This is a genomic window from Klenkia soli (assembly GCF_900103975.1).
Classification (GTDB): Bacteria; Actinomycetota; Actinomycetes; order Mycobacteriales; family Geodermatophilaceae; genus Klenkia; species Klenkia soli.
In genome coordinates this window covers 79288-102827 of sequence record NZ_FNIR01000008.1, presented here as the reverse complement: position 1 = coordinate 102827, position 23540 = coordinate 79288, and the positions used below count along the sequence as shown (strand labels likewise).

Annotated in this window: 17 protein-coding genes and 1 pseudogene; 6 read left to right on the top strand and 12 right to left on the bottom strand. The window is 73.5% G+C overall.

The window, feature by feature from the left end; all coding sequences use genetic code 11:
• The first annotated feature begins 5 nt into the window (after positions 1-5).
• Positions 6-1826 (top strand): S9 family peptidase, encoded by a 1821-nt coding sequence (locus tag BLS67_RS13590; protein ID WP_091246032.1) that lies wholly within the window; start codon positions 6-8, stop codon positions 1824-1826.
• Here BLS67_RS13590 and BLS67_RS13585 read toward each other — a convergent pair.
• Genes BLS67_RS13585 through BLS67_RS13575 form a run of 3 tightly spaced genes read right to left on the bottom strand, consistent with a single transcriptional unit; the run spans position 1816 to position 5314 of the window.
• Positions 1816-3027: a glycosyltransferase 87 family protein gene (locus BLS67_RS13585; protein WP_091246029.1), complete on the bottom strand. Its 1212-nt coding sequence runs from the start codon at positions 3025-3027 to the stop codon at positions 1816-1818. The genes BLS67_RS13590 and BLS67_RS13585 overlap by 11 nt on opposite strands.
• A complete protein-coding gene (locus tag BLS67_RS13580) occupies positions 3024-4052 on the bottom strand; it encodes an aspartate-semialdehyde dehydrogenase (protein WP_091246027.1) in 1029 nt (342 codons plus the stop codon). Before BLS67_RS13580 ends, BLS67_RS13585 begins: the two co-directional genes overlap by 4 nt.
• Entirely contained in the window at positions 4049-5314 is a 1266-nt protein-coding gene (locus tag BLS67_RS13575) for an aspartate kinase (RefSeq protein ID WP_091246024.1), read from the bottom strand. The genes BLS67_RS13580 and BLS67_RS13575 overlap by 4 nt, the downstream gene beginning before the upstream one ends.
• A gap of 59 nt (positions 5315-5373) precedes the next feature.
• On the opposite strand from BLS67_RS13575, the gene BLS67_RS13570 reads away from it, so the two are divergent.
• Positions 5374-6978, top strand: coding sequence for a phospholipase D family protein (locus BLS67_RS13570; protein ID WP_091246412.1), 1605 nt, complete (start codon positions 5374-5376; stop codon positions 6976-6978).
• A 1-nt stretch (position 6979) separates the two neighbouring features.
• Here BLS67_RS13570 and BLS67_RS13565 read toward each other — a convergent pair whose 3' ends face one another.
• Positions 6980-9730: a hypothetical protein gene (locus tag BLS67_RS13565; protein WP_091246022.1), complete on the bottom strand. Its 2751-nt coding sequence runs from the start codon at positions 9728-9730 to the stop codon at positions 6980-6982.
• A gap of 178 nt (positions 9731-9908) precedes the next feature.
• Between BLS67_RS13565 and leuA the strand changes: the two genes are divergently transcribed.
• The 3 genes and pseudogenes from leuA (at position 9909) to BLS67_RS13555 (ending at position 12772) form a co-directional block, all read left to right on the top strand.
• On the top strand, positions 9909-11639 hold the full coding sequence (gene leuA, locus BLS67_RS13560; RefSeq protein ID WP_091246019.1) for a 2-isopropylmalate synthase: 1731 nt from the start codon (positions 9909-9911) through the stop codon (positions 11637-11639).
• 160 nt (positions 11640-11799) lie between these two features.
• Positions 11800-11943 (top strand): annotated as a pseudogene (locus BLS67_RS24970) (type IV toxin-antitoxin system AbiEi family antitoxin domain-containing protein); the annotation flags it as partial.
• Positions 11944-12139: 196 nt separating this feature from the next.
• Positions 12140-12772, top strand: coding sequence for a hypothetical protein (locus BLS67_RS13555; RefSeq protein WP_131801734.1), 633 nt, complete (start codon positions 12140-12142; stop codon positions 12770-12772).
• 16 nt (positions 12773-12788) lie between these two features.
• Here the strand turns inward: BLS67_RS13555 and mnhG are convergent, their stop codons facing one another.
• The 6 genes from mnhG to BLS67_RS13525 are packed head-to-tail and all read right to left on the bottom strand — an operon-like array spanning position 12789 to position 19233.
• A complete protein-coding gene (mnhG, locus tag BLS67_RS13550; protein ID WP_091246013.1) occupies positions 12789-13220 on the bottom strand; it encodes a monovalent cation/H(+) antiporter subunit G in 432 nt (143 codons plus the stop codon).
• On the bottom strand, positions 13217-13534 hold the full coding sequence (locus BLS67_RS13545; protein WP_091246010.1) for an MrpF/PhaF family protein: 318 nt from the start codon (positions 13532-13534) through the stop codon (positions 13217-13219). Before BLS67_RS13545 ends, mnhG begins: the two co-directional genes overlap by 4 nt.
• Complete coding sequence (locus BLS67_RS13540) at positions 13531-14109, bottom strand: Na+/H+ antiporter subunit E (protein ID WP_091246005.1); 579 nt, start codon at positions 14107-14109, stop codon at positions 13531-13533. The genes BLS67_RS13545 and BLS67_RS13540 overlap by 4 nt, the downstream gene beginning before the upstream one ends.
• Positions 14109-15689, bottom strand: a complete 1581-nt coding sequence (locus tag BLS67_RS13535; RefSeq protein ID WP_165617584.1) for a Na+/H+ antiporter subunit D — start codon at positions 15687-15689, stop codon at positions 14109-14111. The genes BLS67_RS13540 and BLS67_RS13535 overlap by 1 nt, the downstream gene beginning before the upstream one ends.
• Positions 15689-16309 carry a Na(+)/H(+) antiporter subunit C gene (locus BLS67_RS13530; protein ID WP_091246001.1) on the bottom strand — a complete coding sequence of 207 codons (621 nt, stop codon included), beginning with the start codon at positions 16307-16309 and terminating at the stop codon, positions 15689-15691. Before BLS67_RS13530 ends, BLS67_RS13535 begins: the two co-directional genes overlap by 1 nt.
• On the bottom strand, positions 16306-19233 hold the full coding sequence (locus BLS67_RS13525; RefSeq protein ID WP_091245997.1) for a Na+/H+ antiporter subunit A: 2928 nt from the start codon (positions 19231-19233) through the stop codon (positions 16306-16308). The genes BLS67_RS13530 and BLS67_RS13525 overlap by 4 nt, the downstream gene beginning before the upstream one ends.
• A 67-nt stretch (positions 19234-19300) precedes the next feature.
• Here BLS67_RS13525 and BLS67_RS24110 point away from each other — a divergent pair, with 67 nt between their 5' ends.
• A complete protein-coding gene (locus BLS67_RS24110; RefSeq protein ID WP_207500571.1) occupies positions 19301-19669 on the top strand; it encodes a helix-turn-helix domain-containing protein in 369 nt (122 codons plus the stop codon).
• 94 nt (positions 19670-19763) lie between these two features.
• Here BLS67_RS24110 and BLS67_RS13515 read toward each other — a convergent pair whose 3' ends face one another.
• On the bottom strand, positions 19764-21569 hold the full coding sequence (locus BLS67_RS13515) for an ABC-F family ATP-binding cassette domain-containing protein (RefSeq protein WP_091245994.1): 1806 nt from the start codon (positions 21567-21569) through the stop codon (positions 19764-19766).
• Between the two features lie 25 nt (positions 21570-21594).
• A complete protein-coding gene (locus tag BLS67_RS13510; protein ID WP_091245992.1) occupies positions 21595-23502 on the bottom strand; it encodes a clostripain-related cysteine peptidase in 1908 nt (635 codons plus the stop codon).
• Positions 23503-23540 lie beyond the last annotated feature (38 nt).

The window sequence follows — 23540 nt, the reverse complement described above, 5'->3', positions numbered from 1 at the left end:
GGAGGATGGGCGCCGTGGACCCCCTCCCGCAGGACGTGACCGCACGCTGGCAGGCCCGCTTCCGCGCACCCCGTGTCTCGCTGCCCGACTGGGCCGAGGACGCCCCGCAGCGCTGCCTGTTCGCCTCCGACGTCACCGGCGTGGTCGAGCAGTACACCTGGGACCGCGACACCGGCGAGCAGCGCCAGGTCACCGACCGGGCCAACGGCACGCTGGCGGCCACGCTGAGCCCGGACGGCGAGACCGTGTGGTGGTTCGCCGACACCGACGGCGACGAGTTCGGCGTCTGGCGCACGCAGCCCTTCGCCGGCGGTGAGGACGTCGTCGCGGTGCCCGAGGTCGAGCCCGCCTACCCCGCCGGCCTGGAGATCGGCCGCACCCTGGTGTCGATCGGCCGGTCCACCGACGACGGCAGCGAGCTGTGGCTGGCCCCGCACGACGGCACCCCCCGGGTCTTCTACCACTCCCCCGACACCGCCTCGGTCGACGCGCTGTCCCGCGACGAGGACCGGCTGGTCATGTCGCACTCCGAGCACGGCGACCCCCGCTACCCCGCGCTGCGGGTGCTCGACGTCTCCGGCCTGCCGGCCGAGCACGCGCAGTCCGAGCCCGGCAGCCCGTGGGTCGTGGCCGAGAAGTGGGACGGCGAGGAGCTCGGCCTGCACGCGCTGGGCTTCTCCCCCGTGCCCGGCGACCTGCGGCTGCTGGTCGGCCACGAGCGCCGCGGCCGCGAGGAGCTGCTGGTCTGGGACGTCGCCGCCGACACCGAGACCGAGCTCGTCCTCGACCTGCCCGGCGACGTGACGGCGGGCTGGTACCCCGACGGCTCGGCGCTGCTGGTGGGCCACGACCACGCCGCCCGCAGCGAGCTGTACCGCTACGAGCTGGCCACCGGCGCGCTGACCCGGCTGGACACCCCGCCCGGGGTGGTCCGCGGCGCCACCGCGCGCCCCGACGGCTCGGTCGAGCTGGCCTGGTCGTCGTCCGAGCGGCCGCCGGTCATCCGCCGGGCCGACGGGCCGGTCGTGCTGGCCGCCCCGGGTGACGAGCCCCCGGCCGGCTACCCGGTCGAGGACCGGTGGGTGCCCGGCCCCGGCGGCGACATCCACGCGCTGGTGGTCCGCCCGGCCGGCGAGGCCCCGTACGCCACGGCGTTCCTGGTGCACGGCGGGCCGGAGGCGGCCGACGACGACGGCTACCGGGCCCGCCGGGCCGCCTACGTCGACGCCGGGTACGCCGTCGTCCACGTGAACTACCGCGGGTCCTCCGGCTACGGCTCGGCCTGGCGCGACGCCCTCACCGGCCGGCCCGGGCTCACCGAGCTCGAGGACGTCGCCGCGGTGCAGGACGCCCTGGTCGCCGAGGGGGTCGTCGACCCGGCCCGCTGCCTGCTCTCCGGTGGCTCGTGGGGCGGGTTCCTGACCCTGCTCGGCCTGGGCACGCAGCCCGGGCGCTGGGCCGCCGGCATCGCCGAGGTGCCGGTGGCGGACTACCTCGCCGCCTACGAGGACGAGATGGAGGGCCTGCGGGCCTACGACCGGGCCCTGTTCGGCGGCTCGCCGGACGACGTCCCCGAGGTCTACCGGCGTTCGTCGCCGCTGACCTACGTCGACGACGTCGTCGCGCCCGTGCTGGTGGTCGCGGGCGCCAACGACCCGCGCTGCCCCATCCGGCAGATCGACAACTACCTGGGGGCCCTGGACGCCAACGGCAAGGCCCACGAGGTGTACCGGTTCGACGCCGGCCACGGGTCGCTGGTGATCGAGGAGACCATCCGCCAGGTCGAGACGGCCCTGGACTTCGCCCTGCGGCACGTCACGCCGTGATCGGCTCCCGGGGACGGGTGGGCAGCGTGACGAGCAGGACCAGCGCCAGCCACACGTAGGCGTTCTCGACCAGCACGGTGATCGGCCCGAGGCCGCGCAGCGCGGCGTCGGGCCCGTTGGCCCACCAGTTGACGCCCAGGGCGAGCACCGCCCCGACCGCGACGGCTCCGCGGGTGGCCGACCGTCCGCCGCGGACCACCAGGAGGAGCGCGGCGGCGGTCAACGGCCAGAGGTGGTGGGTCCAGGAGATCGGGCTGACCAGGCCGCCGACGATGCCGACCAGCACGAACCCGGTGACGTCGTCCCCGGCGCGGTGGGCCTGCAGCCCCCGCACCAGGCCCACGGCGACCACCGCGGCGGCCAGCACGGCCCACAGCAGGTGCGGCGGGTGGGCGGCCCCGCCCACGAGCCGGCTCAGCAGCCCGAGCAGCGACTGGTTGTCGGTGATGTCGACCTTGCCGACCCGGTCGGTCTCCCACAGCGCCTGCGTCCAGAAGCGCTCCGCCGACGCCGGGCTGACCAGGGCGGCCAGCGCGGTGGCCCCCAGGGCGGTGGCGACCGCGACGGCCAGCGCGCGGAAGCGGCGGGTGACCAGCAGGTGCAGCAGCAGGACGCCGGGGGTCAGCTTGATCGCCACCGCCAGGCCGATGCCGATGCCCGCCCAGCGGGCCCCGCGGCGCAGCGCAGCGACGTCGACCAGCACCAGCGCGGCCAGGTACAGGTTGACCTGCCCGAACGCCATCGACTGGCGCACCGGTTCGCTCAGCAGCACCAGCGGCACCGCCGTGCCGAGCACCGCCCACACCGGCCAGCTGGTGCGCCGGAGCAGCGGGCGGAGGAACCAGGCCGTGCCGACGGCCACGAGCACCGCCGACACCGTGAGGTTCAGCGCCACCGCGGCCGGCAGGCCGACCCACACCATCGGCAGCATGAGCAGGGCGGCGAACGGCGGGTAGGTGAAGCCGTAGGGCGTGCCCGGCTTCAGGTAGTCGTAGAGCGAGTCGCCGGTGATGCCCCGGGCCTCCCAGTGGCTCACCGCGCCGTCGTAGACCGACAGGTCGAACCAGTCGTGCTGCCCGTTGACCACCAGGAAGCGGAACACCAGCCACGAGCCCACCGCCGACGCCACCACGAGGGCGGCCAGCCGGCGGTCGGTCGGCCGCTGCCGGGTGACGTCGTCCGGGGTGAGCTGGTCGGTCACGACCGTGCGGCGATCAGCTCCGCGATCTGCACCGTGTTCAGGGCTGCGCCCTTGCGGAGGTTGTCGTTGGAGACGAACAACGCCAGACCGTTCGGGCCGTCCTGCCGGATCCGCCCGACGTAGGAGGGGTCCTGCCCGGCGGCCTGCAGGGGCGTCGGGACGTCGACCAGCGACACCCCGGGCGCCGGGGCGAGCAGCTCGCGGGCCCGCTCCACGGAGAGCTCACGCCCGAACTCCACGTTGAGCGACAGCGAGTGCCCGGTGAACACCGGCACGCGGACGCAGGTGCCCGAGACCCGCAGGTCGGGGATGTGCAGGATCTTGCGCGACTCGTTGCGGAGCTTCTGCTCCTCGTCGGTCTCGAACGAGCCGTCGTCGACGACGGAGCCGGCCATCGGCAGCACGTTGAACGCGATCGGCGCGACGTAGACGGCCGGGTCGGGGTAGGCCAGCGCCGACCCGTCGTAGGCCAGCTGGTCGGCCTTCTCCACCACCGCGAGGGCCTGCCCGTGCAGCTCCCGGACGCCGGCGACCCCGGACCCGGAGACCGCCTGGTAGGTGCTGGCGATGATCCGGACCAGCCCGGCCTCGTCGTGCAGCGGCTTGAGCACCGGCATCGCGGCCATGGTCGTGCAGTTCGGGTTGGCGATGATCCGCTGCTCGCCGGCGAGGGCGATGTCCTCGGGGTTCACCTCGCTGCAGACCAGCGGGATCGACGGGTCCTTGCGGAACGCCGAGCTGTTGTCGATCACCGTCACCCCCGCCGCGGCGAACCGGGGCGCCTGCGCCCGCGAGGTGGTCGCCCCGGCGGAGAACAGCGCCACGTCCAGGCCGGTCGGGTCGGCGGTCGAGGCGTCCTCGACGGTGATCTCGCCGTCGCCCCAGGGCAGGGTGGTGCCGGCCGACCGCGCCGAGGCGAAGAACCGGATGCTGGCCACGGGGAAGCCGCGCTCGGCGAGGATCTGGCGCATCGCGACGCCGACCTGACCGGTCGCGCCGACGACGCCGATGTGCAGCGGCCTCATCGCCCGGTCCCCCCGTAGACGACGGCCTCGACGTCGCCGCCGAGCTCGAAGGCGTCGTGCACCGCCCGGACGGCGAGGTCGACGTCGGCGTCGCGGCAGACGACCGAGATGCGGATCTCCGAGGTGCTGATCAGCTCGAGGTTGACCCCCGCGTCGGCCAGCGCGCCGAAGAAGGTCGCCGAGACGCCCGGGTGCGAGCGCATGCCGGCGCCGACCAGGGAGACCTTGCCGATGTGCTGGTCGAACTCGACCTCGGTGAACCCGACGGTGTGCTTCACCTTCTCCAGCGCGGCCAACGCGGTCGGGCCGTCGCTCTTGGGCAGGGTGAAGGAGATGTCGGCGAGCTTGGTGGCCGCCGTCGACACGTTCTGCACGATCATGTCGATGTTGATCTCGGCGTCGGCGAGCACGCGGAACAGCTGCGCCGCCTCACCGGGCCGGTCCGGCACGCCGTAGACCGTGATCTTGCCTTCGCTCCGGTCGTGCGCGACGCCGGAGATGATGGCCTGTTCCACCGTGAGGTCCTCCATCGAACCGGACACCGTGGTGCCGGGGAGCTGGGAGTAGGAGCTGCGGACGTGCACCGGGATGTTGTACCGACGGGCGTACTCGACGCACCGCAGCATGAGGACCTTCGCCCCGCAGGCGGCGAGCTCCAGCATCTCCTCGTAGGTGACGGTGTCCAGCCGTCGGGCGTTGGGGACGATCCGCGGGTCGGCGGTGAAGACGCCGTCCACGTCGGTGTAGATCTCGCAGACGTCGGCGTGCAGCGCGGCGGCCACGGCCACCGCGGTGGTGTCCGAACCGCCGCGGCCCAGGGTGGTGATGTCCTTGGTGTCCTGGCTGACGCCCTGGAACCCGGCGACGATCACGATCGAGCCCTCGTCCAGCGCCGAGCGCAGCCGACCCGGTGTGACGTCGATGATCCGCGCCTTGCCGTGGCTGGACGTGGTGATCACCCCGGCCTGCGAGCCGGTGAAGGACCGCGCCTGGTAGCCGTGCACCGAGATCGCGATGGCCAGCAGCGCCATGGAGATGCGCTCGCCGGCGGTGAGCAGCATGTCCAGCTCGCGACCGGGCGGGTCGGCCGTGATCTGGGAGGCCTGGTCCAGCAGGTCGTCGGTCGTGTCGCCCATCGCGGACACGACGACGACGACGTCGTGGCCCTGCTTCTTCGCCGCCACGACCCGCTCGGCGACGCGCTTCACGCGCTCGGCGTTGGCGACGGACGAACCGCCGTACTTCTGCACGACCAGGGCCACGGGGCCCGAGACTACCGCCCGAGCAGCCGGAATCCCGCCGCGGTGGTGTGATCACCGGTGTGCCCGACACCGAGGACGACGTCACCGCCTGGCTGCTGACCACCGCCGAGCGCGACAACCCGGCCACCGCGATCCCCACCTGGACGACCGGCAACCTGGCCGAGCCGCTGGTGCACGGCGCCGCCTACTTCGACCGCCTGGTCGACGCCGTCGAGGACCTCGCCGAGGGCGACCACCTGTTCTTCACCGACTGGCGCGGCGACCCGGGGCAGAAGCTGCGGCCCGACGGCCCGACCGTCGACGAGCTGTTCTCCCGGGCGGCCCGCCGCGGGGTGTGCGTCCGCGGGCTGGTCTGGCGCTCGCACTGGGACGGGCTCAGCTTCTCCAAGGAGCAGAACGCGTCGCTGGACCGCGAGCTGGAGGAGGACGGCGCGGTCGTCGTCCGGGACCAGCGGGTGCGCCGGATGGGCAGCCACCACCAGAAGCTCGTGCTCTGCCGGCACCCCGCCGACCCGTCCCGCGACGTCGCCTTCGCCGGCGGCATCGACCTCGGGCACACCCGCCGGGACGACGCCGAGCACCGCGGCGACCCGCAGCCGCAGGACATGTCCGACGCCTACGGCGACACCCCGCCCTGGCACGACGTCCAGCTGCAGCTGCGCGGCCCGGTGGTCGGGGTGCTCGACGACTGCTTCCGCGAGCGCTGGGACGACCCGACCAGCCCCGCGTCGGAGAGCCCGTTCGCCTGGGTGCACGACAAGACCCTGCAGTGGCTGGGCCGCAACCAGATGGACCCCACCCCGCTGCCCGAGCAGCCGCCCGCGCCGCCGGAGTGCGGGCCGCACACGGTGCAGACGCTGCGCACCTACCCGAAGGTGTGGCCGGCGTTCCCGTTCGCCCCGGAGGGCGAGCGCTCCATCGCCCGGGGCTACACCAAGGCCCTGACCCGGGCCCGCCGGTTGGTCTACCTCGAGGACCAGTACCTGTGGTCCTCCGACGTCGCCGACCACCTGGCCTCCTCGCTGCGCGAGCACGAGGGCCTGCAGCTGGTCGTCGTCGTCCCCAAGGTGCCCGACCAGCAGGGCGCCTTCTCCGAGCGCCCCCAGCAGCACGGGCAGGCCCAGGCCATGCGGCTGCTGCAGGAGGCCGCGCCCGGCCGGGTGCACGTGTTCGACCTGGAGAACCACGAGGGCACCCCGGTCTACGTCCACGCCAAGGTCTGCGTCGTGGACGACGTCTGGGCCGAGGTCGGCAGCGACAACATGAACCGCCGCTCCTGGACCCACGACAGCGAGCTGTCCAACGCCGTCCTGGACACCTCCCTGGACGAGCGCGAGCCGCGCGACCCCGCCGGCCTGGGCGACGGCGCCCGCACCTTCGCCCGCGACCTGCGGCTGGAGCTGGCCCGCGAGCACCTGGACCGGGACGACGACGCCGGCCTCCTGGACCCCGACGAGTTCGTCGCCGCCTGCGTGGCGACCGCGGACGCGCTGGAGGCCTGGCACGCCGGCGGCCGGGTCGGACCACGGCCCCCGGGCCGGATCCGCCCGCACCGCCGGCCCGAGCTGACCCGCCTCGAGCAGGTCTGGGCGACCCCGTTGTACCGGCTCGTCCACGACCCCGACGGCCGGCCGCTCCGCCTCCGCCTGAGCCGGGACTACTGAGTCACGGGAGCAGCTCGTCCGAGTCGCAGGGCGCCTGACCGTTGCCGCCGACGAAGTGCGCCTGGGCCCAGCGGATGTCCTGGGGGCGGATCTCCTCGGTCACCTGGCCCCGGAACGTCCCGTTCCGGACGGGGAGCTCGACGGCCACCTCACGGGCCGGGCCGTCGGGGTCCCGCCGGAGCGTGACCAGGACCGACCCGCTCGCCGGGTGGCCGCCACCGACCTCCTCGACCTGCCCCGTGGCGACGCCGTCGACGACCTCGAAGCGCACGAACCGGGTGGCGCGACCGGAGGTGACCAGCACCCCGGCGCCGCCGGTGACGTGCCCGTGGCAGCCGGTGCCCAGCCGGGCGATGCCGGTCAGCCGCAGCTCGTCGCGCGGCTCGTACAGGCTGCCGACGAACTGCGAGAGGAGGGCGTCGGGCAGGTTCGGGTCACCGATCATCGACTCGGTGCGGAAGGCGACGTCCCGCTCGCCGTGCGGCTCCAGGCGCACCCACGAGTGCTCCAGGTACGTGCGCTGGATCGGCGACGTCTGCAGCACGGAGACGACGCAGTCGGCGGCGACCGGGTAGGGGTTGGTCACCTTCACCACGCCCCCGGTGCGGGTGGACGGCGACGCCGAGGCCGAGACCACCCGGCTGTAGTTGGACCGCCCCACGTTGTTGTCGACGATGATCTCCCGGGCCCCCGCCACGGTGTACTCGGCGATCCGGGCGACCACGCAGAAGTGCGGCGAGCTGCTGGTCGGCGGCACCCAGGTCGTCGGCGCGGTGAAGACCACCTCGGCGTCCGTGGGGACGTCCAGGGTCTGGCTGCCCAGGGGCATCTCGGGGCCGCCGGCCACGGTCATGTCCAGCCACGAGAACTCCACCCGCACACCCGGGGCGTCGACCTTGCCGGGGTTGCGCACCGTGGCCAGCACCGTGTTCGGGTGGCCCGCCCACGGCACGTTGCGCAGGCCCGGGGTCTGCGACCGGGCGTTGGCCACCTCGACGTCGGGGCTCTGCCAGTGGGTGCTCATCGCGTAGGGCCGGATCTGCGGGTCGGGCTTCGCGTCCCCGTAGGTCAGCTTCACCCGGGCGTACTCGGGCCTGGTCTCCAGCACCCGCAGCGCGAAGTCGTTCGGGTAGCTCGGGTCGGTGGTGTCGGTCTCGCGGTAGTCGTCGCCGCGCTGGAACTCGCCGCGGTCGCCGTCCCCGTCGTCCCGGATCCGCAGGATCGGCCGCCGCTCCTCCGAGGGGACGTCACCGGAGAGCACGTGGGTGCCCAGCACCGTCAGGTCGGCCGGGAGGCTCTGGTCGCTGACCTCGGTGGGGCGGTCCCGGCGGTACTCGAAGTAGTAGTTCTCGCCGTCCCGGATGCGGAGCTCGACGGCGGCGTACCGCCCGGCCGGCGCCGGGCCGTGCTCGGCGTTGTGCAGCACGACCTCCTCGTCCACCGGACCGGAGACCGCCGCGCTCAGCGTGCGCACCTTCCCGGCGCGCACCCAGCCGAGCCTCATCTTCTCCGGCACCGTGGGCTCCGGGGCGTTCCGCTCGCTCGACATCAGCGTCCACCCGTCCAGGTCGCGGGCCTGGTACGTCGGTGCGTCGCCGTCCATCGCGTACTCGTCGGGCAGGCCGAAGGTGTGCCCCAGCTCGTGCGAGGCGGTCTCGGCGATGGTGCGGCTGCCGCGGGCATCCCAGTCGTGCGGCATCGAGCTGCACTGGATGACGCGCATCACCGGCAGGGAGATCTGGGTGAAGCCGGCGTCCACGACCAACCGGTCCACCTCGAAGGCCTGGTCGTCGGTGCCGCGCACCGTGGCGTAGGGCCACTGGAAGCGCCCGGGGAACCCGGTGACGGGGTCCGCCGGGATGCTGCGCGGCACCACGACGACGGTGTCCACGGTCGTCAGGTCGACCAGGGGTGGCAGCCCGTCGGCGGCCCGGGCGGCGTTCTCCGCGCGCACCGCGGCGATCCCGGCGCGGGCGAACGGGAACACCCCCTCGCTCTTGCCGGTGGAGTCCGCGGTGGTGATGGCGTCCCAGGCGCTGCCCAGCCGCAGCGGCCCGACCACCCCGGCGTCCACCAGGGTGAGCTGGTGGTCCGAGACCTCGTGCCAGTAGATCGCCGCGCTCTCGGTCACCCCGCCGTGCAGCACCCCGTCGAAGACCTCCGCCCGCCAGGTGTCGCGCAGCACCGCGGCGTCGGCGTCGGCGAGCGGGTCGAGGTCGGTGGTCTCCACCAGGACCACCGCCACCCGGCGCTGGCCCACCGTGGGGTGCACGTCGAGGTTCTGCGGCAGGTAGGGGTCGCCGCCGCCCCAGGCCGGGGTGCCCGCGGGGTCGCCGACCCGGCCGACGTAGGCCACCGGCGGACCGTCGGGCCCGGCCCAGGCGTCGTCCACCCGGAAGGTGGTGGTGGCCAGCAGGTCGCGGGACCACCGGTCGTAGGCGTGCAGCTCGTACGTGCCGGGCAGGCCGCAGGCGGCCACGACCACGTCGGGGTGGTCCTCGTCGAAGGTCTCGTCGCGGGAGTGGGACACGAGGCCCCCCTCGGGCGGGTCGACGGCGAACACCAGGTCGTCGAGGTCGACGGTGTCGTCGAGGTGGACGGCGAACCGGCCCCACCCCGACACGTACAGCGGGTCGGTGGGCGGGACCAGGCGCACCGCGGAGGCGGAGGCGGCGGCAACGGGGAGGTTCTCGTCGAGGGTCATGCAGGTGGAGAGGCCGCCGCCGACCCCCTGATACACCCCGACGGTCACCGACCGCAGATCCCCGGCGGTCCCGGGGCGCTGCTACGGTGGCCGGGTGCGCGGCAGCCTCCTCCTTACGTGCCGCGGCGAGGGCCTCTTCTAGGTCGGCCCCCTCGCCGCGGTGTTCGCGCGTGTCCATCCCGCGCTGCCGGACCGCACACCTCGGCACACCAGGAGAGCCACCGCCATGAGCACCCACCCGCACGCCCGCAACACCCAGCAGCCCTCGCCGATGCCGATCGGCAAGTACGCGCCGTTCGCCGCGATCCCGCTGCCCGACCGCACCTGGCCCGAGCGCGTCACCACCGTCGCCCCGCGCTGGTGCGCGGTCGACCTGCGCGACGGCAACCAGGCGCTGATCGACCCGATGACCCCCGACCGCAAGCGGCGGATGTTCGAACTGCTGGTCGGCATGGGCTACAAGGAGATCGAGGTCGGCTTCCCGGCGGCCAGCCAGACCGACTACGACTTCGTCCGGCAGCTGATCGAGGACGGCCTGATCCCCGACGACGTCACGATCCAGGTGCTGACCCAGGCCCGCGACGAGCTGATCGAGCGCACCTTCGAGTCCCTGGTCGGCGCGAAGCAGGCGATCGTGCACCTGTACAACTCGACCTCCACGCTGCAGCGGCGGGTCGTGTTCAACTCGGACAAGGCCGGCATCGTCGACATCGCCGTCCACGGGGCACGGCTGGTGCGCAAGCTGGCCGAGGGCATGCCGGAGACCGAGATCCGCTACGAGTACTCCCCCGAGTCCTTCACCGGCACGGAGCTGGAGTTCGCGGTCGAGATCTGCAACGCGGTGACCGACGTCTGGGAGCCCACCCCCGACAACCCGACCATCCTGAACCTGCCGGCGACCGTGGAGATGGCCGAGCCGACCGTCTACGCCGACCAGATCGAGTGGATGCACCGCACCCTGGGCCGCCGCGACTCCGTCGTCCTGTCCCTGCACCCGCACAACGACCGCGGCACCGCGGTGGCGGCCGCCGAACTGGGCTACCGGGCCGGCGCCGACCGCATCGAGGGCTGCCTGTTCGGCAACGGCGAGCGCACCGGCAACGTCGACCTGGTGACCCTGGGCCTGAACCTGTTCAGCCAGGGCATCGACCCGCAGATCGACTTCTCCGACATCGACGAGATCCGGCGCACGGTCGAGTACTGCAACCAGATCGGCGTGCACGAGCGGCACCCCTACGGCGGCGACCTGGTCTACACGGCGTTCTCCGGCTCGCACCAGGACGCGATCAACAAGGGCTTCGCGGTGATGAAGGCCGACGCCGCGGCCGCCGGGGTCGGCGTCGACGACATCCCGTGGGCCGTGCCGTACCTGCCGATCGACCCCAAGGACGTCGGCCGCAGCTACGAGGCCGTGATCCGGGTGAACAGCCAGTCCGGCAAGGGCGGCGTCGCCTACATCATGAAGACCGAGAACCAGCTGGACCTGCCGCGCCGGCTGCAGATCGAGTTCTCCGCCGTCGTCCAGCGGCACACCGAGGACGAGGGCGGCGAGGTCACGGCCGAGCAGATGTGGTCGGCGTTCTCGTCGGAGTACCTGCCCGACCCGCACGCGCCCTGGGGGCGGCTGTCGCTGACCGGGCACCAGCACACCGCCGACGGCTCCGGCTCGGACCAGATGACCGTCGAGCTGGTCGACGACGGCGTCCCGATGACGGTGACCGGCCGCGGCAACGGGCCCATCGCGGCCTTCGTCGACGCGCTGAAGGCGTTGGACGTCGACGTCCGGGTGCTGGACTACGCCGAGCACGCGCTGTCCTCCGGGGGCGACGCCCGGGCGGCGGCGTACGTGGAGTGCGCCGTCGGCGAGCGGGTGCTGTGGGGCGTGGGCATCGACCCCAACATCGTGAGCGCCTCGCTGCGCGCGGTGGTGTCGGCGGTCAACCGCGCCCTGCGCTGAGCCGCCCGGGGATGAGCAACGCTGCGGTGGGGTGAGGCGCTGTCGACGGCGGCTCACCCCACCTGGGCGTGGCTCCCCCTCGCCGTCCACAGTCACCGACGCCGTCCACTGATCTCGCGACGGGGCACACGCACGGCCCGGGGGCGGGCAGCCTCGCGGCATGACCGCCCTGCAGCCCGGCCCCACCGCCACCTGGACCGACCAGGTGTTCAGCCGCGAGCAGGCGCGGGCCGCGGGTTGGACCGACGCGGAGGTGCGCAGCCGGCTGGCCTCGGGCGCCTGGTCGACGCTGCGCCGCGGGCTCTACTGCGTGACCGCCGACCTCGACGGGGCCACCGACGTGCGCCGCTACCACCTGGAGCTGCTCGCTCTCCTGCGCCACCTGCACCGGCCGACGGCCGCGTTCAGCCACCGCACGGCAGCCCGCCTCTCGGGGACGACCACCTTCGGGACCGACGACGGGGAGCACCGGCTCGTCGACCCGGGCCGACCTGCCCGCCGTGGATCTCACCCGTCGCGGGCCCTTCCCGGTGACGAGCGCAGCCCGGACCCTCGTCGACCTGTGCCGCGAGCTGCCCGAGCTCGACGCGGTCGCCACGCTGGACCGTGCGCTGCTCCGCCAGCAGGTCGACCGGGAACAGCTGGAGCTCGCACTCGAGCGGGCGCGCTTCGTCCGGGGCACCCCACTGGCCGGACGGGCCGTCGAGCGCTCCGACGGCCGGTCCGAGTCGTGGCTCGAGACCGCGTGGCGGGTCCGGCACGTCGCGGCGGGTCTGCCGGAGCCCGAGCTGCAGGTGGAGATCTGGGCCGGCGGACAGCTCGTCAAGGTGGTCGACGGCTGGCTGGGCGCCCAGGCCATGGCGTTCGAGGGCGACGGGAAGGTGAAGTTCACCGATCCGTACGGCGGGAAGGACCCCGCCGAGGTGCTGTGGGCGGAGAAGCGTGCCGAGGATGCGCTGCGCGCCTTGGGCATCCGTGTGCTGCGGCCGACCATGGTCGATGTCGGCTCGGGGTGGGAGGCGTTCCGGGCCAGGACGGTGCGTGAGATCGGCGCGCCGGTGCCCGCACTGCAGCCCTTCACCGCGGTGCCGCGTGCCACTGGACGACTGCGGCCCGCCACGTCGCGGGGGTGAGCCGAAGGCGCTCGGGCTACGAGATGGTTCGGGGGGTGGCCTCGGGGCCGTCGGCGGGTTCGTCGGCGTCGGGGTCGCCCTCGGGGTGCTCGGGGTGCGGGCGGGTCGGCAGCGGTGCACCGGCCGGGGTGCCGAGCTCGTCGACCAGCAGCAGGTCGCGGCGCACGTGCCGGCGGCGGTAGGCGATCCGGCTGACCATGTGCGCGCTGACCGGCGCGGTGAGCAGCTGGAACACCGCCACCAGCACCAGCATCCACACGATCGGCTCGCCGACCAGGCGGATCACGGCACCGGTCATCACCAGCAGCACGCCCAGCACCTGGGGCTTGGTGGCCGCGTGCATGCGGTTGAGCACGTCGGGGAAGCGCACCAGGCCCAGCCCGGCGGTCAGGCACAGGAAGCAGCCGGCCACGAGGCAGACCGAGGCGACGACGTCGGCGATGCTCACGGTGCCTCCTCCGCCCGGCCGGTGAGGTCGGCATCGGCGTCGGTCGGCTGGTCGGCGACCAGCATGCCGCCGATGTACCGGGCCACCGACACCGAGCCGACGAAGGCCAGCAGCGCGACCACCAGGAGCACCGGCTCCAGCGAGATGTCCCGGTAGACGGCGCAGTAGACGGCGATGCCGCAGGCGATGGTGACCAGCAGGGCGTCGGTGGCCACCACCCGGTCCAGCAGGGAGGGGCCCAGCGCCAGCCGGGCCAGGATCAGCACGGCCCCGGCACCCAGCAGCGCGAAGCACACGACGACGACCACGCTCATCGCTGGCTCATCCTCTCGGTCCCCTCGGTCTCCGGGGTGCGCGCGCCCGGGGTGTCCAGTGCGGCGATGTCGGCGGCGGAGCCGAAGGCGCGCACCACCCGGTCCTCCATGCCCAGCACGTTGGCCCGCTGCCGCTCCACGTGCGCCTGGTCGCGCACCTGCACCAGGTGCAGCGCGAGGACCTGGTGCTCGCGGTCGAGGTCGAGCACCAGCGAGCCGGGCACCAAGGACAGCGCCTCGGCGATGACGGTCAGCAGCAGGTCGGAGTCGGTGCGCAGCTGAACGGTGATGATCGCCGAGCGGTGCCGGCCGGGCCGGAACGCCAACCAGGACACCTCGGCGCTGGACACCAGCAGGTCCACCAGGAACCGGCCGAGGAACCGGAGCGCGGCCACCGGCCGGAACCGACCCGTCGTCTGCACGGTGGGCAGCGGGAGCAGCGTGGTGACGACCAGCGCGATGAGCGTGCCGCTGATCAGGTTGGCCCAGGAGAACGTGCCCCAGAGCAGGTTCCAGACCAGCACCAGCCACACCAGCAGCGGCAGCTGGCGACGCAGCCGGGTGACCCGGGCCATCAGCGGATCACCTGGTCGCCGAAGACCGACTCGAGGTAGGGGGTGCGGTCCAGCAGGTCGACGGCGGCCCGGTCGGCGACGCCGTAGAGCACCCCGCCGAACACGGTGATGGCCAGCGTGACGGCGACGAAGCCGGCGGTGGCGGCGACCATCGTGCGCGGCAGCCGGGTCTCCTGGAGCTGCGCGGTGGTGGTGGCGGTGCCGGCGGCGGGCCGGACGGCGGCGACGTCCTCCTCGGCGGTGTCCACCGAGCGCGGCCGCCAGAACGCGCGACCCCACACCCGGGCGGTGGCCACCAGCGTGAGCAGGCTGGTGACGACGGCACCGCCGACCAGCACGTACGGCCCGACGCCCCCCATGGCGACGCCGGCCTCGATCAGGCCGAGCTTGCCGATGAAGCCCGACAGCGGCGGGATGCCGGCCAGGTTCATCGCGGGGACGAAGAAGAGGATGGCCAGCAGCGGCGATGCCTTGGCCAGCCCGCCCAGCTTCTCGGTGTTCGTCGTCCCCCCGCGGCGCTCGACCAGGCCGGTCGCCAGGAACAACGTGGTCTGGATGGCGATGTGGTGCACCACGTAGAAGATCGCGCCGGCGAAGCCGGCCGTCGTCCCCAGGGCGACGCCGAACACCATGTAGCCGATGTGGCTGACCAGGGTGAACGAGAGCATGCGCTTGACGTCGGTCTGGGCGACCGCGCCGAGGATGCCGATGACCATCGTGGCCAGGGCGGCCCAGAGCAGGACGTCGTCCAGCGCCCCCGAGGGGAACAGCAACGTGTTGGTGCGGATGATCGCGTAGACGCCGACCTTGGTGAGCAGCCCGGCGAACACCGCGGTGACCGGGGCCGGCGCGGTCGGGTAGCTGTCGGGCAACCAGGCCGACAGCGGGAAGACCGCCGCCTTGATGCCGAAGGCGACCAGCAGCATCGACTGCAGCAGCAGCTGGGTGCCGGCGGGCAGCTCCCCCAGCCGGACGGCGAGCTGGGCCATGTTCACCGTGCCGGTCGCGGCGTACACCAGGCCGATCGCGGCCAGGAACACCAGCGAGCTCATCAGGCTGACCACCACGTAGGTGATGCCCGCCCGGATCCGGCCGGCCGTACCGCCCAGGGTCAGCAGCACGTAGCTGGCCGCCAGCAGCACCTCGAAGCCGACGTAGAGGTTGAACAGGTCACCGGCCAGGAACGCGTTGCTGACGCCCGCGACCAGGATCAGGTAGGTCGGGTGGAAGATCGACAGCGGTGTGTCGGTCTCCTCGCCGTCGGCGACACCCTGCCCGACGGCGAACACCAGCACGCCGAGGGTGACGGTGTTGGCCACGACCAGCATCAGCGCGCTCAACCGGTCGACCACCAGCACGATGCCCAGCGGCACCGGCCACCCGCCGACCGACACCGAGGTGGCGCCCTGGTCGTCGGCCAGCACCAGCAGCGAGATCGACACCGCCAGCACCCCGGTGAGCACGACGATGCTCAGCGTGCGCTGCAGCCGCGGGTGGCGTCCGACCAGCAGTGCGCCGGCGGCCCCCAGCAGCGGCAGCAGCACCGGCAGCGGGGTGAGCACCCGGATCAGGTCGTCCATCAGTGCTCCTCCTCCCTGCGGTGGTGGGCCGGTTCGTCGCGCTGGCTGCCGGCGCGCAGCTGGCCGGGGTCGGCGACCGCGCGGGCCTCGGCGGACTCGTTCTCGGCCTCGACCGCACCGGCCAGGCCCAGCCCCACGTCGTCGGAGGGTGTGTCGGTGTCGCGGCCGTCGGGGTGGTGCGGGCCGGCCTCGACGGTGAACCCGTCACCGGGGCCGCGGTCGGCGGGGTCCATCTCCTCGGGGTCGCGCTCGTCGGCGTCGATCTCCTCGCGGGTGGCGACCCGGAGGTCCTCGGCGTCGTCCTGCACGACCTCGTCGCGGACCAGCCGCCACGAGCGGTAGATCATCGCCAGGACGAACGCGGAGATGCCGAAGGTGATGACGATCGCGGTGAGCACCAGCGCCTGCGGGAGCGGGTCGTTGATCGCCGACTCGTCGTCCACCGGCAGGATCGGGGCGAGCCCCGCCACGCCGCCGGCGGACAGCAGCAGCACGTTGGTCGCGTTGCCCAGCAGCAGGAACCCCAGCAGCACGCGGGTCAGGCTGCGGTCCAGCAGCAGGTAGACGCCCGCGGCGTAGAGCCCGGCGATGATGATCGGCAGCACCACGGTGGGGGTCATCGGGTGCCCCCCACCCCGGCGCCGACGGCCCCGGAACCCGCGCCGTCGCCGTCCTCGGACAGCGGGTCGTCCTCGTCCTCCTCGTCGTCGGCGTCGATCTGCGCGCCGAGGCTGCGCAGCACGTCGAGGACGAGGCCGATGACGATCAGGTAGACCCCGACGTCGAAGAACAGCGAGGTGACCAGCTTGACGTCGCCGAGCACCGGGACCGTGGCCTGCAGGATCGTGGTCTGCAGCGCGTCGGCGCCGAGCACCAGGCCGGCGATGCCGGTGGCACCGGCCAGCAGGAGGCCACCGCCCAGCAGCTTGCCCGGGTCGACCGGCGCGGCCTCGCCGAGCTCGTAGCGCCCGCCGGCCAGGTAGCGCAGCACGAGCGCGAGCCCGGCGACCAGGCCACCGGCGAACCCGCCGCCGGGCACGTTGTGGCCGCTGAAGAGCAGGTAGACGCTCAGCACCACGATCGTGTGGAACAGCACCCGGGTGATCACCTCGAGGATGACCGACCGGCGCTGGGGGGCCAGCGTGGCGCTGGCGGCCAGCCACCGGTCCCGGGGGGCCCGCCGGGCGGCCGCGCTCGTGACCGCCTCGCCGGTGGCCCGGGCGACCGAGCCGGTGCGCTCGCGCAGGAACACCAGGCTGGCGACGCCGGTGGCGACCACGACCAGCAGGGAGACCTCGAGCATGGTGTCCCAGGCCCGGATGTCGACCAGGGTCACGTTGACGATGTTCTCGCCGCCGCCGAAGTCGTAGGCCTGCTCCGGGTAGTCGACCGAGACGGGGGTCGCCGTGCGGGCGCCGAGGGCCACGATGCCCACCCCGCCCATCAGCAGGCCGACGGCGACGGCGATCAGCCCGCGCGCGGTGCGCTCCTTGGCCTGGTGCCGGTCGGAGATGTCCTTGGGCAGCTTGCGCAGCACCAGCACGAAGGTGACCAGGGTGAGCGTCTCGACCAGGAACTGGGTGAGCGCGAGGTCGGGAGCGCCCTGCAGCGCGAACAGCACGCCGACGCCGTAGCCGGTGACGCCGACGACGAGGACCGCCGACAACCGCTGCCGGATGCGGACGGCGAGCGCGGCCGCGCCGAGGACGACCACGCCGATCAGCGCCTGCACCGGGGTGTCCCACAACCGGACCTCGTCGGGCCACGGGGCGCGGAACACCAGCACCGACCCGGGCAGCGCCACGAGCACGACCAGGATGACGCCGAGGTAGGTGGGCAGCGAACCGCGCTGGGTGGTGCGGGTGGCGACCTGCGCGACGACGTCCAGCCCGCGCATGGTGTGCCAGTAGCCCTCGTCGGCCGAGGGGTCGACGGCCAGCCGGCGCTGCAGCCGGGCGACCGGGTCGCGGGCGGCGAACAGGGCGAGGCCGCCGCCGAGGGTGACCAGCGACAGCAGCAGGGCCGGCTGCCAGCCGTGCCACAGCGCCAGCTTCTCCGCCTCCTCGGCGACGAGCGGGAGCGTGTCGGCGTACGGCGCGACCAGCGGCTCGAGCAGCCCGGAGAACGGCCCGGCCAGCAGCCCGAGCAGGGCCAGCACCGCCGGGGCGGCCAGGAACGCCGGGCCGGGGCGGTGCAGGTGCTCAGGGCTGGGCCGGTCGGCGTCGCAGTGCCGCAGCGACCCGCCCGTGCCGAAGGCGCCCCAGAGGAAGCGGGCGGTGTACGCCACGGTGAGGACCGATCCCAGCAGCAGCCCCAGGAGGGTCAGCAGCGCCCAGACCCGGCTCTCCAGCCCGCCGTCCAGGAACGCGGTGAACGCCGCCTCCTTGCCGACGAAGCCCAGCAGCGGCGGCAGCCCGGCCATCGAGGCACCGGCCAACCCCGCGATGACGGCGAGCACCGGCAGGCGGCGGCCCAGGCCGTTGATCTCGCGCAGGTCGCGGGTGCCGCAGGTGTGGTCGACGACGCCGACGGTGAGGAACAGGGTGGACTTGAACAGGCCGTGCGCCAGCAGCATCGCGATGCCGGCCGCGGCGGCCTCGCGGCTGCCGGTGCCCACCAGCACCATGAGGAAGCCGAGCTGGCTGACGGTGCCGAAGGCCAGCAGCAGCTTGAGGTCGTACTGCCGCAGCGCCCGGTAGCCGCCCAGCAGCATGGTGGCCAGCCCCAGGCCGATGACGACGGGCTTCCAGCCGGGGGTGTCGGCGAAGCCGGGGGCCAGCCGGGCGACCAGGTAGATGCCGGCCTTCACCATGGCCGCGGCGTGCAGGTACGCGCTGGTCGGGGTGGGTGCCTCCATGGCCGCGGGCAGCCAGAAGTGGAACGGGACCATCGCCGACTTGGTGACCGCGCCGGCCAGCACCAGCAGGACGCCGACGGTCACCGCGGGCCCGGTGCCCGGGTTCGCGACGACCTCGGACAGCAGGTAGCTGCCGCTGGCCTGGCCGATCATCACCAGCCCGACGAGCATCGCCAACCCGCCCGCGGTGGTGACGATCAGCGCCTGCTGGGCGGCGCGACGGCCGGCGACCTTGGCCCCGCTGCCGCCGATCAGCAGGAAGGAGAAGACGGTGGTGAGCTCCCAGAACACGTAGAGCAGGAGCATGTCGTCGGCGACGACGAGGCCGAGCATCGAGCCGGCGAAGGCCATGAGCACGCCGGCGAAGCGGCCCAGGCCCTCGTCGCCGGGCTCGAAGTAGCGGGCGCAGTAGACGAAGACCAGCGCGCCCACGCCGGTGACCAGCGCGGCGACCGCCAGCGCGAGGGAGTCCAGCCGCAACGTGACGTCGAGGTCCAGCGCCGGGATCCACGTGGTGCGCTCGTCGACGGTGCCGCCGGCCAGCACGGTGGACAGCTGCGTGCCCAGCCACACGAACCCGGCCGCGGGCACCAGCGCCAGCGCGTAGTAGGCCGAACGACCCCACCAGCGCACCAGCAGCGGCGCCAGGCAGGCGGCCGCCAGGTGTGCGAGGAGGAGCAGGCCCACGAGTCTCCAGGGGGTCCGGACGCCGATCGGCGCGCGCGTTCGATTCGTTCGATTTACAGTGTGCCCCGTGGACCACCACCTGCGCGAGTCGACGGTGCACCCGCCGCCGACGCCGCCCGCCCTGCCGGCGGGGCCGTGGGTGGTGCGCGGCTCGGACGGGACGGAGATCACGCTACCGGCGCCGCTCGGCGAGGCGTTGGAGTTCGTCGCCGACGCCTTCGTCGACGGCGCCTCGGTCACCCTGAGCCGGCACGAGCGCATGGTGACCACGCAGGAGGCCGCCGACCTGCTCGGGGTCAGCCGGCCGACGCTGGTCCGCATGCTCGACCACGGGCTGATCCCCTACGACCAGCCCGGCAGCCACCGCCGGCTACGGCTGGCCGACGTCCTCGAGCACCAGCGCCGCTGCCACCACGAGGACCCCCCGCAGACCTGACCCACGCACCCCCGGCCGGGCAAAGGAACCTCTGCACCCCCTTCTGGGCCGAGAAGGGGGTGCAGAGGTTCCTTTGCCTGGGGTGGGCGCGGCCTCAGGCCTCGGCGAGCTCGGCGGCCTCCAGCCAGGCGGTCTCGGTCTGCTCCTTCTCGGTCTGCACGGCGATCAGCTGCGCGTTCAGCTCGGCGACCTTCGCGTGGTCGGTGGCGGCGTCCAGGAGCTGCGCGTGCAGCTTCTTCTCGTCGGCGTCGAGCTTGAGCATGCGGCGCTCGAGCTTCTGCACCTCCTTGCGGGCGGCCCGGGCATCGGCCGCCGACACGGCCGGTCGGGCCGTCGTCCCCAGGTCGCCGCCGGAGGCACCGGCCGCCGTCGAGAGCGGCGCACCGCCGGCGGCGCGGCGGCGCAGGTACTCCTCGACGCCACCGGGCAGCTGGGCCAGCGAGCCGTCGCCGAGCAGCGCGACGACGGTGTCGCAGACCCGGTCGACGAAGTACCGGTCGTGGCTGACCACCAGCACCGTGCCGGGGAACCCGTCGAGCAGGTCCTCCAGGGCGGTGAGCGTGTCGATGTCCAGGTCGTTGGTCGGCTCGTCGAGCACCAGCACGTTGGGCTCGGCCATGAGCAGGCGGAGCAGCTGCAGCCGGCGCCGCTCACCGCCCGAGAGGTCGCCGACCGGCGTCCACTGCCGGTTGGCGGCGAACCCGAAGCGCTCGGCCAGGGTGGACGCCGAGATCTCCTGGTTGCCCAGCCGGGCGACCCGGGCGACGTCCTGCACGGCCTCGAGCACGCGCGCCTTGGGCGGCAGCTCGGTGACGTGCTGGGACAGGTAGGCGACCGAGACGGTCTGGCCGACCTTGACCACGCCGGAGTCGGGCTCGTTCTCCCCGACCAGCATCTTCAGCAGCGACGTCTTGCCCGCGCCGTTGACGCCGACGATGCCGATCCGGTCGCCCGGGCCGACGTTCCAGTCCAGGTCGCGGAACAGCGACCGGGGGCCGTCGTCGGTCGGGACGGCGTACGACACGTCCGAGAGCTCGTAGACGGTCTTGCCCAGCCGGCGCGCGGCGAAGTTGGCCAGCTGCATGGAGTCGCGGGCCGGCGGCTCGTCGGCGATCAGCGCCTGGGCGGCCTCGATCCGGAACTTGGGCTTGCTGGTGCGGGCCGGCGGGCCACGCCGCAGCCAGGCCAGCTCCTTGCGCACCAGGTTGAGCCGACGCTCCTCGGTGACGCTGGAGATCCGGGCACGCTCGGCCCGGGCCAGCGTGTACGCGGAGTAGCCGCCGTCGTAGGCGTAGACCGACCCGTCGGCGACCTCCCACGTCGTGGTGCAGACCTCGTCGAGGAACCAGCGGTCGTGGGTGACGACCACCATGCCGCCGGTGCGCGCCTTGACGTACTCGGCCAGCCAGGCGACGCCCTCGACGTCCAGGTGGTTGGTCGGCTCGTCGAGGACCAGCAGGTCCAGCGGGCGGACCAGCTGCGCGGCCAGCGCGACCCGGCGGCGCTCGCCACCGGACATCGGGGCGACGGGCGCGTCGAGGCCGAGCCGGTCCAGCTCCAGACCGGTGAGCACCGAGCGGACGGCGGCGTCGGCGGCCCACTCGTGCTCGGCGCCGAACCCGGCCAGGACGACGTCGTGCACCGTCGTGCCCGCGGGCAGCGTGCCGCTCTGGTCGAGCACGCCCATCGCCGTGCCGCCGCGCATCGTGACCCGACCGGAGTCCGGGGGCTCGAGGCCGGTGAGCACCGACAGCAGCGTGGACTTGCCGCCCCCGTTGCGGCCGACGACGCCGATCCGCTCGCCGGCCGCGATCCCGAGGGACACGTCGTCGAGCAGGACCGTCGTGCCGTGCGCCTTGTGGACACGTTCGAGGGAGACCAGGTTGAGCGGAGTCGTCATGAGGACCCCAGTGTCCCAGGTCCGATCAGGGGACCGTGACCTCGGCGTCCAGCGCGGTCTGGTTGCCGGCGAAGTCGGACACCAGGAGGGCGACGTACAGCGCCGTCCCCGAGGGCAGCCGGTCGAAGCCGTACTGCAGGTCCTCCAGCCCGGCGAACAGGCCGGGGCCCTCCGGGGAGACCCAGGAGCCGTCCTCGGCCTGCAGCAGGGTGAAGACCAGGCCCTCGGGGTCCGGCGTGAACTCGGCCAGCAGACCCTGGCCGGCGTCGGCGTAGTAGGTCTCGGAGGTGACCTCGCCGGCGTCCTGGTCGACGGTGATCTGCAGCCTGATCCGCTCGGCGGACCCGCGGTCGGCGCCCGGGGCGACGTAGTCCAGCGGCACGGTGACGGTGAACAGCGGAGAACCCTCGTCGCTGTCCAGGGAGAGGTAGGCGGCCATCGTGTCCTGGCCGTCGGTGATGGTGAACCCGGTCAGGTCGTAGAACCCGGAGACGGTGCCGTCGTCGCCGACGGTGCCCTCCTCGTCGCCGGTCAGCAGCAGCGACCCGTCGTCCTGCCGCTGGCCGTAGACGATGCGGGCCTCGGCCGCCGAGTCGGCGCCGGTGGCGGCCAGCGGTGCGGAGACCGTGAGGCCCTCGTCGTCGAAGGCGACCGACAGACCGTCGCCGGTCTCGAAGGCGGGCTGGTCGTCGGCGGGCACGTCCTGGCCGGCGCCGTAGTAGGCGTCCAGGAACGCCGACCACGACTGCGCGGCCTCGACCTGCGCGTACGCGCTGTCGTAGTACTCGGCCTCCTCCGGGAAGTAGACGCTCATCCCGGTGGCCCCCAGGTAGGCCTGGCCGTCGACCTGGTAGGTCACGACGTCGCCCAGCGCGCGGCTGACCGCGTCGGCCTCGTCGGCGACGTCGAGGGCCGAGACGCTGATCTCGCCGGCCAGCTGGCCGAGGTCGACCTGGCCCGTGGAGTCGGCGGGGTCGGGGTCGGTGCCGAAGGCCAGCGTCGTCGCCCGGGCCCGGCCCACGGCCGGCGCCAGGTCCCCGGCCCGGTCGGCCAGCGCCCCGGCCAGCGAGCCCATCGCCTCGTCGAGGGCCGGCAGCTGGGTGAGGTCCAGCAGCGCCAACGTGGTCTGGTCGACGGTGTCCTGCTCGGTGGCCTGGGCGTGGAACCCGTCGACGATCGAGCGGCCCAGGGTGTCGACGTCGGTGGCCGGGTCGGTGAGCACGCCGATCAAGCCGTAGTCCCAGCCGTGCCCGGGCTCGAGCTCCTCGCTGGCGACCATGCGGTCGGCCAGCGGCGCCATCGTCGCGGCGGTCTCGTAGGTGGCCATCAGGCAGGCGTCGAAGCCGACCAGGTCCAGCTCGTCCAGCCCGGCGGCGGCCAGGCCGTCGCCGATGCCGGCCTGCAGCCCGGCCAGGTCCATCGTGGTCTGGCCGGCGGACTCGTCCGAGCCGACGCCGGGCCAGCCGGCGCCGTGGTCGGAGATGATCAGCGCGTAGTGGTCGGACGGCGAGGCCGCCACGCTGCTGCTGATGAAGTCGGCCAGCACCTGCGGGTCGGCGGTGTCGACGTCCCCGAGGTCCTCGCGCAGCCCCAGGCTGTCGGGCTGCACGGAGAAGGTGCGCGCGCCGGTCCAGCTGCCGGCGTCCAGCACGTCGGCACCGGTGTAGCCGGAGTCCTGGTCGTCGGCGGCCCGGTCGACCAGCGCCTCGATCTGCAGGTTCTCCCGCGAGCCCACCCCGGCCAGCTCCGCGACGTCGCCGAGCATGGCCTCCTCGAGGTTCGTGTCGGCCATCGAGTACAGGAGCACGGTCCAGCTGCCGTCGGAGGCCTCCTCGGTGGCCGTCTCGTCCACGTCACCGCTGGAGCAGCCGGCGGCCAGCAGCCCCAGGGAGAGCGCAGCCGCAGCTGCCCGGACCGTCGACCTGCTGTGCACGTGCGTCTCCCCGTCCCGCGGCGCCGCTCGGCGCCGGA

Bases quoted from the DNA above. Each gene is read 5' to 3' on its own strand.
- BLS67_RS13540 (WP_091246005.1), bottom strand. From the start codon at position 14,109: ATGGCCCGGGTCACCCGGCTGCGTCGCCAGCTGCCGCTGCTGGTGTGG.
- BLS67_RS13590 (WP_091246032.1), top strand. From the start codon at position 6: ATGGGCGCCGTGGACCCCCTCCCGCAGGACGTGACCGCACGCTGGCAG.
- BLS67_RS13530 (WP_091246001.1), bottom strand. From the start codon at position 16,309: ATGACCCCCACCGTGGTGCTGCCGATCATCATCGCCGGGCTCTACGCC.
- BLS67_RS13545 (WP_091246010.1), bottom strand. From the start codon at position 13,534: ATGAGCGTGGTCGTCGTCGTGTGCTTCGCGCTGCTGGGTGCCGGGGCC.
- BLS67_RS13515 (WP_091245994.1), bottom strand. From the start codon at position 21,569: ATGACGACTCCGCTCAACCTGGTCTCCCTCGAACGTGTCCACAAGGCG.
- BLS67_RS13535 (WP_165617584.1), bottom strand. From the start codon at position 15,689: ATGGACGACCTGATCCGGGTGCTCACCCCGCTGCCGGTGCTGCTGCCG.
- BLS67_RS13580 (WP_091246027.1), bottom strand. From the start codon at position 4,052: ATGAGGCCGCTGCACATCGGCGTCGTCGGCGCGACCGGTCAGGTCGGC.
- leuA (WP_091246019.1), top strand. From the start codon at position 9,909: ATGAGCACCCACCCGCACGCCCGCAACACCCAGCAGCCCTCGCCGATG.